Annotated in this window: 10 protein-coding genes; 5 read left to right on the top strand and 5 right to left on the bottom strand. The window is 76.9% G+C overall.

Going from position 1 to position 12,799, the window contains the following annotated elements; all coding sequences use genetic code 11:
- Positions 1–3 precede the first annotated feature (3 nt).
- Complete coding sequence (locus tag ACZ7JZ_RS11980; RefSeq protein WP_470936680.1) at positions 4–1,227, top strand: lysostaphin resistance A-like protein; 1,224 nt, start codon at positions 4–6, stop codon at positions 1,225–1,227.
- Here ACZ7JZ_RS11980 and ACZ7JZ_RS11975 read toward each other — a convergent pair.
- Both ACZ7JZ_RS11975 and ACZ7JZ_RS11970 read right to left on the bottom strand, forming a co-directional pair.
- A complete protein-coding gene (locus tag ACZ7JZ_RS11975; protein ID WP_470937407.1) occupies positions 1,212–3,257 on the bottom strand; it encodes a prolyl oligopeptidase family serine peptidase in 2,046 nt (681 codons plus the stop codon). The two genes, ACZ7JZ_RS11980 and ACZ7JZ_RS11975, sit on opposite strands and share 16 nt — an antisense overlap.
- 71 nt (positions 3,258–3,328) lie before the next feature.
- On the bottom strand, positions 3,329–4,327 hold the full coding sequence (locus ACZ7JZ_RS11970; RefSeq protein WP_470936677.1) for a universal stress protein: 999 nt from the start codon (positions 4,325–4,327) through the stop codon (positions 3,329–3,331).
- Between the two features lie 90 nt (positions 4,328–4,417).
- Here ACZ7JZ_RS11970 and ACZ7JZ_RS11965 point away from each other — a divergent pair, with 90 nt between their 5' ends.
- Positions 4,418–4,819, top strand: a complete 402-nt coding sequence (locus ACZ7JZ_RS11965) for a hypothetical protein (protein ID WP_470936674.1) — start codon at positions 4,418–4,420, stop codon at positions 4,817–4,819.
- A gap of 64 nt (positions 4,820–4,883) precedes the next feature.
- On the opposite strand, the gene ACZ7JZ_RS11960 is transcribed toward ACZ7JZ_RS11965, so the two are convergent.
- From ACZ7JZ_RS11960 to ACZ7JZ_RS11950, 3 genes are all read right to left on the bottom strand, one after another.
- Positions 4,884–5,432 carry a flavoprotein gene (locus ACZ7JZ_RS11960; RefSeq protein ID WP_470936671.1) on the bottom strand — a complete coding sequence of 183 codons (549 nt, stop codon included), beginning with the start codon at positions 5,430–5,432 and terminating at the stop codon, positions 4,884–4,886.
- Positions 5,433–5,529: 97 nt separating this feature from the next.
- Positions 5,530–6,714 carry an amino acid aminotransferase gene (locus ACZ7JZ_RS11955; protein ID WP_470936668.1) on the bottom strand — a complete coding sequence of 395 codons (1,185 nt, stop codon included), beginning with the start codon at positions 6,712–6,714 and terminating at the stop codon, positions 5,530–5,532.
- Positions 6,707–7,654: an EamA family transporter gene (locus tag ACZ7JZ_RS11950; RefSeq protein ID WP_470936665.1), complete on the bottom strand. Its 948-nt coding sequence runs from the start codon at positions 7,652–7,654 to the stop codon at positions 6,707–6,709. Before ACZ7JZ_RS11950 ends, ACZ7JZ_RS11955 begins: the two co-directional genes overlap by 8 nt.
- Before the next feature lie 302 nt (positions 7,655–7,956).
- Here ACZ7JZ_RS11950 and ACZ7JZ_RS11945 point away from each other — a divergent pair, with 302 nt between their 5' ends.
- From ACZ7JZ_RS11945 to ACZ7JZ_RS11935, 3 genes are all read left to right on the top strand, one after another.
- A complete protein-coding gene (locus ACZ7JZ_RS11945; protein ID WP_470936662.1) occupies positions 7,957–8,427 on the top strand; it encodes an Lrp/AsnC family transcriptional regulator in 471 nt (156 codons plus the stop codon).
- 126 nt (positions 8,428–8,553) lie between these two features.
- A complete protein-coding gene (locus ACZ7JZ_RS11940) occupies positions 8,554–9,942 on the top strand; it encodes an SWIM zinc finger family protein (RefSeq protein ID WP_470936659.1) in 1,389 nt (462 codons plus the stop codon).
- A complete protein-coding gene (locus ACZ7JZ_RS11935) occupies positions 9,942–12,791 on the top strand; it encodes a DUF6493 family protein (RefSeq protein WP_470936656.1) in 2,850 nt (949 codons plus the stop codon). Before ACZ7JZ_RS11940 ends, ACZ7JZ_RS11935 begins: the two co-directional genes overlap by 1 nt.
- The last annotated feature ends 8 nt before the right edge of the window (positions 12,792–12,799 follow it).

Genomic DNA, 12,799 nt, shown 5'->3' with positions numbered 1-12,799 from the left:
CCCATGCCCCAGGCACCCATACCGGGCCGCCCGAACGAAGAGCGCGACCCCTGGGCCCCGCCCTCCGCCGCCCCGGCCGGGCCGCAGCAGCAGCCCGCGGGCCCGGCGCAGCCCGGCTGGCCGCCGCCCCAGGCCCACCCGGCCCCGCCGCCGCACGGCCAGGCGCACCCGCCGCAGCACCCCGGCGGGCAGCCGTACGCCCCCGGGCACCCGTACGGCGCGGCGGCGGGCCCGTACCCGGGCTGGGGCGCCCCTCCGCCCGGCTGGCCGCCCGCGCCCCCGCCCGGGCCGACCGCCGCCCCGCCCGCCTCCCGCTACCACGAGCAGGCCCGCAACGGCCGCCAGGGCGCCCTGCTCCGGATCGCGGAGCTCCTGCTGGTCCCCGGGCTCCTCGTGGTCGGGGCCGTGGTCGCGTTCGGCCTGGCGGGCCTCGCCGCGGCCGTCTTCGGGCTGGACTACACCGGACCGGACCCGGACCGGCTGCTCGCCCACCCGGCCCTCGAACTGGCCGTGCAGCTGGCGGCCATCGCCGTCGGCATCCCGGCCGTGCTGCTCGGCGTCCGCCTGTGCGGGCGCCGCCCGGCCGGTACGGTGGCCTCCGTCCTCGGCCGGATCCGCTGGGGCTGGCTCGGCCTCTGCACCGCCGTGGCCGCACCCGTCCTGCTGCTCCAGACCGGCCTGCTGGTGGCGTGGAGCGCGGCCGAGGACGGCACCGCGGCCCTGGAGCTCGACTTCCCCGGCTGGTCCTCGCTCCTGGTCAGCCTGCTCGTGCTGGGGGCGGTCGTGCCCTTCCAGGCGGCCGCGGAGGAATTCGTCTTCCGGGGCTGGCTGCCCCAGCTCTTCGGCGGCTTCCTGCGCTCCCCCTGGCCCGGCATCGCCGTGGCCTCGGTGCTCTTCGCCCTCGCGCACGGCTTCGGGCAGCTCTCCGGTTTCCTCCTGCTGTGCTACTCCGCGATGTGGTGGGGCTGGCTGGTCATCCGCACGGGCGGGCTGGAGGCCGTCATCGCCGCCCACACGGTCAACAACCTGATCGCCTTCGCCGTGGCCGCCGCCGCGGGCGAGCTCGCCGACCCCGGCACCGCGGCCGACGCCCCCTGGCAGGCGCTCGTCCTCGAACTGGTCCTCACCCCCGCCTACTGCCTGCTGACCGCCCGGCTCGCGGACCGGCGCGCCGTCGCCTCCCGCACCCCGGGCGAGCTGCCGGCGCCGCCTCAGCCGGCCCCCTGAGGCGCCGGCCCGCCCCCGAGGTTCTGCCACAGGAAGGTGTGCACCAGCGCCTGCTGGAAGGCCAGCTGCGCATGGTCGGTGGCGCCTGCGTGCCCGCCCGCGGTGTTCTCGTGGAACAGCACCCGGTGGCCCAGCTCCCGCAGCCGGGCCGCCGCCTTCCGCGCGTGCCCCGGGTGCACCCGGTCGTCGCGGGTCGAGGTGGTCAGCAGCACCGGCGGATAGGGCCGGTCCGCGCGGAGGTTGTGGTACGGGGAGATGCGCTCCAGGTGCGGCCGGTCGGCGGGATCGCGCGGATCCCCGTACTCCGCCGTCCAGCTCGCCCCCGCGAGCAGCAGGTGGAAGCGCAGCATGTCCAGCAGCGGCACGCTCGCGACCACCGCCCCGAACAGCTCGGGGCGCCGCGTCAGCACCGCCCCCATCAGCAGCCCGCCGTTGCTGCCGCCCTCGATGCCGAGCTGCGCCGGGGTGGTGATCCCGCGGGCCGCCAGGTCGGCGGCCACGGCCTCGAAGTCCTCGTACGCGCGCTCCCGGCCCGCCTTGAGGGCGCTGCGGTGCCACTGCGGGCCGTACTCCCCGCCGCCGCGGATCCCGGCGACGGCGTACGTGCCGCCGCGCGCCAGCCAGGCCCGGCCGCAGACCGGGTCGTACGCGGGCACGAGCGGGACCTCGAAGCCGCCGTAGCCGGTGAGCAGCGCGGGCCCGGGGCCGCCGTCCTCCCGGCCGACCACGAAGTACGGCACCCGCGTCCCGTCCGCGGAGCGCGCGAAGTACCGGCGCACGGACATCCCGGCGCTGTCGAACCGGGCCGCGGCCCGGCCGACCACCTCACCGGGGGCGCCGATCTCGCCCCGGTAGAGGGTGGAGGGCAGCAGGTGCCCGGTGATGTCGAGGAAGTACTCGTCGCCGGTGTCCGGATCGGTGTCGGTCACCACCGCGAACGACAGCGGCGGCACGTCGGCCAGGGGGCGGCGGGTCCAGCCGTCCGGCCCGGGGGTGAGCACCTCCACCCGGGTGGCCACGTCCACGAGGGTCTCGATGATGAGGTGGTTGCGGGTCCACGACTGGCCGGTCAGCGCGGTCCGCCCGTCCGGCAGGAACAGCACCTGCGGATCGCGCCCGCCCGCGAGGAACTCCTCGAAGCGGAAGGCCAGCAGGGCGCCCGCGGGCTGCCCGAGCCAGGGCGAGCGGGGGGTCACGAGCAGCCAGTCGCGGTACACGGACGCGCGGGCGTCGTCCGGCACCGCGATCTTGACCGGCGGGCCCTGCGGGGGCAGGAGGAACATCTCGGAGTTCCAGAAGTCCCGGTTCCTGACCAGGAAGTCGCGGGCGAAGCCCGGGGTCGGGTCGTGCCAGGCCGCCAGGGACAGGTGCTCCGGCGCCGTCTCGTGCAGCAGCTCCGCCTCGGCGAGCGGGGTGCCGCGCCGCCAGCGGCTCACCGTCCGCGGATAGCCGGAATCGGTCGTCGAACCGGGGCCGGTGTCCGTGCCCACGTACACGTGGTCCCGGTCGATCCAGCCGATCTGCGTCTTCGCCGCGGGCAGCCGGAAGCCGTCCTCGACGAACTCCTTCGTCTCCAGGTCGAACTCGCGCACCTCAAAGGCGTCCGTGCCCTCCGGCGAGAGCAGCACGAGCGCGTGCCGGTACTCCGGGTACAGCACCCGGCTGCCCGCCCAGGCCCACGCCACGCCCTCGGCGCGTTCCAGCGCGTCCAGGTCGAGCAGCACCTCCCAGGCGGGCCGCTCCGCGCGGTACTCGGCCAGCGTGGTGCGCCGCCACACCCCGCGCACGTGCTCCGCGTCCTGCCAGAAGTTGTAGAGGAACCGGCCCCGGCGGTGCGTGTACGGGATCCTGTCCCCGGCGTCCAGGACCTCCCGCACCTCGGCGGCGAGGGCGTCGAACCGGGGGTCCCCGGCCAGCTGCGCCGCCGTCTCGGCGTTGCGCGCCCGCACCCAGTCGAGCGCGGCGGCACCCTCCAGCTCCTCGAGCCAGAGGTGGGGGTCGTCTGCTGCGGTGTCGTTCACACCGGAGATTCTGCCGACCCGGCGGCCCGGGGCACAGCTCCTTTCCCCGGGCCGCCGTGATCCGGGTCGGGTGGCTCTGCCTACCCGACCGGTACGACGGCGACCGGGCAGGGGGCGTGGAGCAGGGCCGCGTTGGCGACCGAGCCCACGAGGAGGGAGCCGGGGCGCAGGCGGCGCCGGTGGCGGCCCACGACGAGCAGGCGGGCCCCTTCGGCGTGCTCCATCAGCAGGCCCGCCGCCTCGCCCGCCGCCACCGCGCCGGACACCCGCACGGCCGGGTGGGCGGCGGCGGGGGCCGCCAGCCGCTCCTGCTGGGCCTGCTCCACCTCCCGTACGAGGGGTACGGCCTCCGGCTCCCCGCCCGGCCCCGGCGCGGCGGCGCCGACGACGGACAGGGGCGAGGCCGGGTTCGGGTAGGCGGTGACGACGGTCAGCGCGCCGCCGAGGACGGCCGCCTGGCGGAAGGCGAAGGCGACGACCTCGTCGGCCGTCTCGGCGGGGTCCAGCCCCAGGACCACGGGCGGGGCGGAGGGCTCCGCGGAGGGGGCGGGGCGGGCGGCCGGGGCGGGCGCGCCGTCCGCGGGTGCCGGCGCGGGGGCGGGGGCCGTGCGGGAGTCGTGGGGGACCACCACCACGGGGCAGGGCGCGTGCGCCGCGCAGGCGCGGCTGGTCGAGCCGAGGAGCAGGCTGGCGAAGCCGCCGCGCCCGCGGGAGCCGAGCACCAGCATCCGGGCCCCCTCCGCCTCCTTCTGCAGCGCCCCGGGCACGTCTCCCGTCAGGGCGGCGTAGCGGACCGCCGGGAGGTCCGCACGGCCGGCGAGCCGTTCGCGGACGGCCGCCGCGACCGGGTCCTGCGGCTCCTCGCCGGGCTCCCCGACCACGGCGGTGCGCCGGGCCTGCCACAGCTGGGCATGGTCGGGCAGGACGTGCGCGACCACCACCCCCGCTCCCGCCGCGCGGCCCGCCTCCAGGGCCCAGTCGAGGGCCTTGAGGCTGTGCGGGGAGCCGTCGACGGCGACGACGACCGGGGCGCCGGCGCTCCCGGGGACGGCGGCGGTGCCGGTGCGGTCCGTTTGCATGCTTTCAGGGCTTTCGGTGCTCATACGGCCAGAATTGCACCGCCGTCCGCGGTCCGCACGGGGGCGTAGGTCCTCTGGCAGGATGGCCGTATGGCAGAAGAGCGCGCGTTGTCGATACTGCGTCACGGGGACTGCCCCGGAGGATCGTTCCTCTCCCTCTGGTCGAAGGATTCGGTGCTCTCGGTCGGATCGGTCGGATCGGTGCTGTCCGTGGGCTCCGTCGGGTCGGTGCTGTCCGTGGGCTCCGTCGGGTCGGTGCTGTCCGTGGGCTCCGTCGGCAGCGCCCTGTCGGCGGGTTCGGTGGGCTCCGCGCTCTCCCTGGCCTCCGCGGGCTCGCTGCTGAGCCGCGCCTCGATCCTCTCGGTGATGTCCAGCCGCTCGGTGCTGTCCGTGCGGGCCCGCCGGGGCTTCATGGTCTTCGGGGCCTGCGGGGCGGTGACGGCCGCGGCCGTCCTGCTGGCCCGCACCGGGCCTGCGGGGCGCCGGGGCTGACGGGCCGCGCGGCGCCCACCCCGCCGCGGGCCGCAGCTCCCGGCAGCCCGCGGCCGCCGGCGGGCTACGGAGCCGCCGGGTCCCAGGCGGCGTCCACGGCGTTCAGGGCGGCCGTCCACGGGTAGCCGCCCGGGTCCCCCGTGCCGGGCGGGTGCGGGACGAAGCCCTCCTCCCCGTACAGCACGCGCACGCCCGCCGTGCGCAGGACCGCCACGCTCCGCTCGAACTGCGGGTGCTGCACCTGGGCCGCGTTCGCGCACGGCACCGTCACCAGCGGTATCCCCTTGCCGATCGCCTCGCAGACCACACCCACCACGTACCGGTCGGTCAGCCCCAGGGCCCAGGCGTTCACCGTGTTGAAGGTGGCGGGTGCGAGCAGCACGGCGTCGGCCGCGGGCCACGGGTCGGGCTGCGCGGGGTGCCGGTACTGCCACTTCACCGGGTGCCCGGTCAGGGCGGCGAGCCCGTCCAGGCTCTCGGCGAGCCAGCCCGCGGCCGAGGGGGTCAGCCCCAGGCACACGTCCCAGCCGCGCGCCTGCGCGTCCTCGATGACGCGGGCCACGTCGAACACGGGCGGAGCGGCTGAACAGAACAGGTACAGGGTCCTCGTCATCCGGCTATCCGATCACATGTCCCGACAGGCGCCGCCAGGGGGGCCCGGAGCGGGGCGGTCCGCCCGCCGCCCCGCCCGCAGTCCGCTGCAGCCCCGGTCAGGCCCCGAGGACCGACGAGATGCTCTGCGCCAGGTACGGGATCCGGTGCGCGGGCAGGCCCGCTATGTTGATCCGGCCCGAACCCGTGCCGTACACCGCGAACTCACCGCGCAGCCGAGCCATCTGATCGCCGGTCAGGGGCAGCATCGAGAACATGCCCTTCTGCCCCGCCAGCACGGAGGCCTGCTCCCCGTGCCCGAGATCGGCCAGACGGGCCGTCAGATCCCCGCGGTTGGCCTCGATCCGCCCCCGCATCAGGTCGAGTTCCGCCCGCCACGCGGCCCGCAGGCCCGGGTCCTCCAGGATCGTCGCCACGACCGCGGCGCCGTGCTCCGGAGGCATCGAGTACAGGGTCCGCGCCGCGTTCTGCAGCGCCGTCTCCACGTGCCGCAGCGCCCGGGAGGAGGAGCCGAGGACCACGGCGCAGCCCGTACGGTCGCTGTACAGGCCGAAGTTCTTGGAGCAGCTGACCGCGACCAGCAGCTCGGGCAGCCCCTCGGCCAGCATCCGGGTGGGCGCGAGGTCGGCCTCCAGCCCGTCCCCGAGCCCGTGGTAGGCGAGGTCGACCAGCGGCACCCAGCCGTTTCGGCCCGCGAGTCCGGCGAGCGCGTCCCAGGTCTCCGCGGACGGGTCGGCGCCCGTGGGGTTGTGGCAGCAGCCCTGGAGCAGCACCACGTCGTCGCGCCGCGCCTGCGCCAGGTCGCGCAGCACCCCCGCCGCGTCGAAGGCGCCGGCCGCGTCGAGCCAGCCGTACGTGCGGACGGTCAGGCCCGCCGCCTCCATGATCGGGCGGTGGTTGACGTACGCCGGGTCGCTGATCCACACCGTGGTCCCGGGCCGGGTGCGGCAGATGAGGTCCGCGAGCAGCCGCAGCGCCCCCGTGCCGGCGACGGTCTGCACCGCCGTGGCCCGGCCGGGGTGGGCGCCTCCTCCCAGGACGGTCGCGAGCATGGCCCGGTTGAAGGCGGCGTTCCCCGACAGCCCCCGGTACTCCTTGGACTCGGCCTGCCGGGCCAGCCGGGCCTCGGCCTCGCGCACGGCGCCCATGACGGGGGTGGTGCCGCTCTGGTCGCGGTACACCCCCAGCACCAGGTTCAGCCGCTCGGGCCGCGGGTCGGCGCCGTACTCGGCGGCCAGGTCCCACAGCGGGTCCACGGGCGGGGGCGGCAGCAGCTCAAGCATCGGTGCGGTCCTCGGTTCGGGAGGGGCGGGGGCGCCGGTTGGCGAGGGCCACCCCGGCGGTGATCAGGGGGACGCCGGCGAGCACGGCGGCCGTGGGGGCCTCGCCCAGCAGGGGCACGGCCAGCAGCACCACGAGCACGGGGCTGAGGCTGCCGACCACGGAGCTGCGCTCCGCACCGACCCGGCGGATGGCGTACGCGTACAGCAGCCCGGCGCACAGCCCGACCCCGAGCCCCTGGACGACCAGGAACAGCAGGATGTCGGAGCCCGCGGCCGAGGCCATGCCGGTGGGCAGCGCCCCCGTCAGGGCCAGTACGGCGACCAGCAGGAAGGAGGGCAGGCAGAGCAGCCCGATCGAGCCGACGGGGTCGAGCTCCACCTCGCGCAGCCCGACCGTGTACAGCGCCCACAGCCCGCTCGCCACCAGCAGCAGCCCGGACCCGGCGAGCACCCGCCCGTCCACGGGGACGACGTACCGCCACACCAGCGCGGCCACCCCGGCCGCGATCAGCGCCAGCCCGGCCGCCTGGGAGCCCCGGGGCAGCCCCCGGCCGGTCGCGGCCACCAGCAGGGCCACGAACAGCGGGACCATCCCCGGGACCAGCGAGCCCACGAAGGCCGCCGAGGTCAGCGAACCGCCCTGCATCGCGGCGAGGAAGAAGGGCACCCCGGCCCCGCACGCCACCTTGAGGGCCGCAGCCGGGCGGACCGCGGCGATCTGCCGGCGCCGCCGCCACAGGGCGGGGGCGAGCACCGCCAGCGGCAGTCCGTAGCGCAGCAGGGCGGCATCGGCCGGCAGGAGCGTGGAGGCGCTCAGCGCCCGGGCGCTCAGGGCGAAGGCGCCCCAGATCGTGACGGTGAGCGCGAGGGCGGCCATGCCGAGCGCCTGCGGCGGGGCGCCGGGGGTGCTGCGGGCGGTGCGGCTCTCTACGACGGCCAAGCGGCCCTCCTCCTGAACGTTCCCTGCACGGCTGCACGGCTGCACGGCTGCACGGCGGTGCGTCTGCACGGCGGTGCAGCGCTGTGCCTGTACGGCGGCGCGCCTGTACGGCGGTACGGCCGCACGGCGGTGCAGTACGCGCGGAGAGGCCGCGCGGCTCCGGCAACGCTAGGCCCTCGGCGGGGGCAGGCGATTGCTAGTTCTGCCCCCCAGGAATACGTTGGGGGCAGAATCTGCCAAGAATCGCCGAAGAAGCCGTCGGGAAACGGGCGAATCGGAACAGGAAGGGAAGGTGGACGGCCGTGGACTCCGTGGACCTCCACATCATCCGGGAGCTCCAGGCCGACGGCCGGCTCTCCAACCAGGACCTCGCCGACCGCGTCCAGCTCTCCCCGTCCCCCTGTTTGCGGCGCGTCCGCCGGCTGGAGGAGGCCGGGCTGATCCGCGGCTACACGGCCATGGTCGACCAGGCCGCCTTCGGGCTGCCGATCACGGTGTTCGTCCGCGTCCGCCTGGAACGGCATACGGGGGAGGCGGTCCGCCTCTTCGAGGAGGCCGTCGGGCTCATCGAGCACATCCAGGACTGCTACCTGATGGCCGGCAGCAGCGACTACCTCATGCGCATCGTCATCGAGAGCCTGGAGCAGTACGAGGTCCTCGTCCGGACCCGGATCCACGCCATCCCCGGCATCGCGTCCATCGAGTCGAGCTTCGCCTTCGGCAGCGTCAAGCAGTCCCGCACCTACCCGCGCCCGGCCTCCCCGCGCGCCTGACACCGGCCGTCCACGGCCCGGCCCCGGACTCCCTGGCCCCTGCTCCCACCGCCCGCGGGCCCCGCCGCGGCCCGCCCGGACCGCCGGGCAACTGCGTTGTCAGTGGCGCCTCCTAGCGTTCCTCCCATGACGCGATCCGTACAGGCATTCGCCTATTCCGGCCTGTCCTCCCTCGAATCCACCCGCGACGGCAGCCGCCTCGGGCTGGAGACCTCCGCCGGGCTCACGCCCGCCGGCGCGGAGGCCCACCCCCGCTTCTTCTCGGGCTTCCTGAGCGAGCCCCAGGCCGCCGCCCGCGGACTGCTCGCCGTCGCCGACGTGGCCGCCGCCCGCTACTACCAGCGGACCCTGTGGCGCAGCCTCGACCCGGTGGTCACGGCCAACGGGGACCGCCTGCGCTTCGAGTCCTTCTCCGGCTGCTGCGGGGTGTACGCCCGGCTCGACGTGCTCCCCGAGGGCCTGTGCGGCGCCGACACCGGTCACGGCACCACCAACGTCGACGTCAACAACCCCCTGCGCGAGGCCCTTTCGAGGCTCACCGGCGAAGAGCCGCTGCACCTGCGCGTCGGCCCCGACGAGCTGGCCGTCACCACCCTCGACGGCCCCGTCGTGGAGAAGAAGGTCCCGCTGCCCGACCGCTGGCTGCGCGGGTTCGCCGAATCCCAGGTCATCTGCACCGGCTTCGACCTGCGCGCCGAGCTGTCCGCCGCCGAGGCCGTCCGCTTCCTGCGCTCCCTGCCCACCCCCGAGCGCGCCACGGGCCCGCGCACCGGCCAGGTCATGTGGGTGGTCCCCGCCGGGCGCACCCTGCGCCCCACCACCCGCCCGCTGCCCGGCGCGGTCTGCCTGCCCGGACCGCACCGCCTCGCGGCCCTCCAGCGGGTCCTGCGGCACGCCACCGCCCTGCGCGTCTACGGCCCCGCCCCCGACGGCGCCGCCCCCGCCCCCTCCGCCTGGGAGGTGGTCATGCCCGGGATGCGGCTGACCCTCACCCTGTCCCCGGAGACCAGCCGCGGCTTCTCCGGCGAGGGCGGCGTACTGGAGTCCCTGGCCCGCGACGAGGCCGCCGCCGACGCCGACCTGGTGTCCGTACTCCTCGCCTGGGAGCCACGCATCGACCCGGCCGACCTGGCCGCCCAGTCCGGCCTGGACCTCCCGCGGGTACGGGCCGCCCTGGCCCGCCTCGGCACCGCGGGCCGGGTCGGGTACGACGTGGCCGACGCCGCGTACTTCCACCGCGAACTGCCCTACGACTCCGAGCGCGCCGAGCGCCACAACCCCCGCCTGACCGCCGCCCGCGCCCTCGTCGCCTCGGGCGCCGTCACCACCGGCGGCGCCGACCCGGTCTCCACCGTCCTGTCCGGCGAACGCCGGTACCAGGTAAGGGAATCCGGCGGTGCGCTCAGCTGCACCTGCCGCTGGTGGGCCGACTACCGCGGCCGCCGCGGCCCCTGCAAGCACGCCCTCGCCGTCCGCATCGCCCAGCGCGACCTCCAGAACGCCGGAGCCAAGTGATGACCGCCCCCGCCGCCCCCGTGTCCGCCACCACCGGCTCCGCCGCCCCCGCATCGCACCCGGCCCGCGCCGCCCTCCTCGACGCCGTCCGCACCGGCCGCGAGGCCCGCGTACCGGACCTGATCCGCGAGCTCACCCCCGCCGACCGCCGCGCCCTGATCCCCGAACTGTCCGCCCTCCGCCGCGAACTGCGCACCTGGACCCACGGCCGCTGGGAGGAGCGCGACCGGGCCCGCGGCGCCCTCCTCCTCGCCGGAGCGGGCTGCCACACCGGCGCCGCCTCCGCCGCCGCCTGGCTCGGCTCCCGCGAACTGCGCGGCTGGCGCCCCCTGCCCGCCGCCCGGATCCTCGCCCTCCTCGCCGACCGCGACCCCGCCTGGCTCGGCGACCTCGCCCACCGCCTCGCCGCCCGCCCGGCCCTCGCCACCACCGACTACCCCCTCGTCGCCGGACTCGTCGAGGCCGCCGGCTGCCCGGTGCCCACCACCGACGGCTTCGTGCACGGCTGGGCGCAGCACCTCCTCCAGGGCCCCGACGGCACCCGCCGCCGGGCCGGCCGCCTCGCCGACCGCCTGCGCAGCGCCCCGTACCTCCAGGACCTCGTCCCCCGGCTCTTCGAAACCGTCGAACCCGTCGACTCCTTCGCCTGGTACGGGGACCAGGACGACCGGGGCCACTGGCCCACCGCCCTCGCCGAAGTCGCCGAACAGGGCCTCGTGGAGCGCCGCGTGCTCGTCGACGGCACCCTCGCCCGGCTGCTGCGCGGCGGCCGCCCGCAGCAGCTGCGCTTCTTCCTCGCCCTCCTGCGCCGCCTGGACCCCACCCCCGAGGAGGAGCGCGCCCGCACCGCGGACTGGATCGCGATGGCCGCCGACGGCCCCTCCACCGTGGCCGGACACGCCCAGGAGGTGCTGGCCCGGCTCGCCGCCGCCGGCGAACTGCCCGCCGCCGCAATCGCCGAGATGAGCGAAGCCGTCCTCTTCCGCCCCGAGAAGAAGCTCGTCCGCGCCCAGCTCGCCCTCCTCGCCAAGGAGCTGCGCCGCACCCCCGCGGCCGTCCCCGGACTGCTGCCCGCCGTCGCCACCGCCTTCGGGCACGAGGACACCGGCATCCAGGAGCGGGCCCTCAAACTCGTCGCCACCGGACTCCGCCCGGCCCGCTCCCGCAAGGCCGCCTCCGCAGGCGCCCCCGACGGGGCCGCCCTCGAGGCCCTGCGCGCCGAACTCGCCGGGTCCGCCGCCCTCCTCAGCCCCGTCCACCAGGCCCTGGCCGCCGAGGTGTTCGGCACCGCGGCCGCCGAAGAGCAGCCGCCCTACGAGGAGTTCCTGCCCCCGGCCCCCGGCCCGCGCCCGCTGGCCGCCGCCCCGGACACCGTCGCCGAGACCGCGGAACTCGTCTCCGCCGTGCTCACGGCACAGGAACCGGACCTCCCCGAGTACGAGCGCGCCCTCGACGCCCTCGTCCGGCACGCCCGCACCGACCGGGCCGCCCTCGCCGAGGCCCTCCGCCCCGCCCTCGCCCACCGCTGGTGGGCGAGCTCCGAGACCCGCCGGGGCGACTACCGGATCGACGGCCTCGACCAGGTCGCCGCGGCCGTCCTCGGCGTCCTGACCGCCGCCGACCTCAGGGTGGCCCCCGACCGCCGCGGCGAGTTCGGCGGGGACTGCGTCCACGCCGCGATGGCGGGGATCCTCGAAGCCCGACTGCGCGAAGCCGCGCTCCACGTGCAGACCGAACCGCTCCCCTTCCTCCTGGCGACCCCCGACCGGGAGACCGGCTCGGTCGAACCGCCCACCCTGATCGCCCGCCTCGCCTCGTACAAGGACAGCGGTATCCGGCCCGCGCCCGTCGACTTCGGGCAGGCCCTCCTGCGGGTGCGCCGCGACGCCGCGGCCGCCCCCGCCGCGGCCGCCCTCGGCACCCCCGAGGGCGAGCGCCTCGCCGCCTGGCTCGTGGGCGTGTCCGACCCCGCGGCCCCGCTCCGCCGCGTCCACGAACCCGCCGCCGACACCCGCTCCCTCCCCTGGTGGGAGCGGGCCCGGGCCGCCGTCCGGCACGTGGTGCTGGAGGGCAGGGAGCAGCGGGTGATCCAGCAGGAGTTCCCGAAGGAGTTCCACACCCTGAGCCGCCCCGTCTCGTACACCAACCGCTGCTACCACTGGACCGGCACCGACGAACTCGTCCTGGGCGTGCTCCCCGAGGACCGCGAGACCCTCGCCACCTGGCTGCTGCCCGAGGTCACGGGCTGCGCCACCGCCCAGGAGCGCGGCGGCGCCCGGCTCCTGCCCCGGCTCGCCGAGGCCGGGGGCCCCGCCGGACCCGCCCTCCACCTCACCGTGGCCTGCGGGCTCGGCGCCCGCCACACCGAGGACCGGCTCGCGGCGGTGGACGCCCTGCTCGTCCTCGCCTCCCGCGGAGAGCTCGACCCCGCCCGCATGGGCGCCGACCTGGCCGAACTGCTCGGGCTCGGCACGGTCAAGCCGAACCGGGTCGCGGACTCGGTCCGTACGGCCGCGGCCACCGGTGCCTACGCGACCACCTGGACGGTCCTCGCGCCCGCCCTGCCCGCCCTGCTGGAGGGCGCGGCCGCCGCCCGCGGCGCCGGCGAGATCCTCGCCGTGGCCGCCGACTGCGTGGAGCGCTGCGCCGCCGTCCTGCCCGCCGCGGACCTCGCCGAACCGGCCGGCCTCGCCGCCGCGGCCGCCCGCGGCGGCAGCTCGCAGCTGGTCACGCAGGCCCGCCGCCTCAGAACCGCCCTGGCCGCGGCCCGCCCGGCGGCGGGGAAGACCGGGGAGACGGCTGTGGAGGAGACCGCGGGAGCGGCTCCGGTGGCGACCGCGGGGGAGTGAGGCCGCGG

The organism is Streptomyces sp. NPDC038213, from assembly GCF_055600495.1.
The sequence above is the reverse complement of the archived record's forward strand: the minus strand, read 5'-3'. Positions and strand labels throughout refer to the sequence as shown.

Excerpts from the sequence above, each read along its gene's own strand:
- ACZ7JZ_RS11940 (WP_470936659.1), top strand. The coding sequence starts at position 8,554 with ATGACGCGATCCGTACAGGCATTCGCCTATTCCGGCCTGTCCTCCCTC.
- ACZ7JZ_RS11970 (WP_470936677.1), bottom strand. The coding sequence starts at position 4,327 with ATGCAAACGGACCGCACCGGCACCGCCGCCGTCCCCGGGAGCGCCGGC.
- ACZ7JZ_RS11980 (WP_470936680.1), top strand. The coding sequence starts at position 4 with ATGCCCCAGGCACCCATACCGGGCCGCCCGAACGAAGAGCGCGACCCC.
- ACZ7JZ_RS11935 (WP_470936656.1), top strand. The coding sequence starts at position 9,942 with ATGACCGCCCCCGCCGCCCCCGTGTCCGCCACCACCGGCTCCGCCGCC.
- ACZ7JZ_RS11960 (WP_470936671.1), bottom strand. The coding sequence starts at position 5,432 with ATGACGAGGACCCTGTACCTGTTCTGTTCAGCCGCTCCGCCCGTGTTC.
- ACZ7JZ_RS11955 (WP_470936668.1), bottom strand. The coding sequence starts at position 6,714 with ATGCTTGAGCTGCTGCCGCCCCCGCCCGTGGACCCGCTGTGGGACCTG.
- ACZ7JZ_RS11965 (WP_470936674.1), top strand. The coding sequence starts at position 4,418 with ATGGCAGAAGAGCGCGCGTTGTCGATACTGCGTCACGGGGACTGCCCC.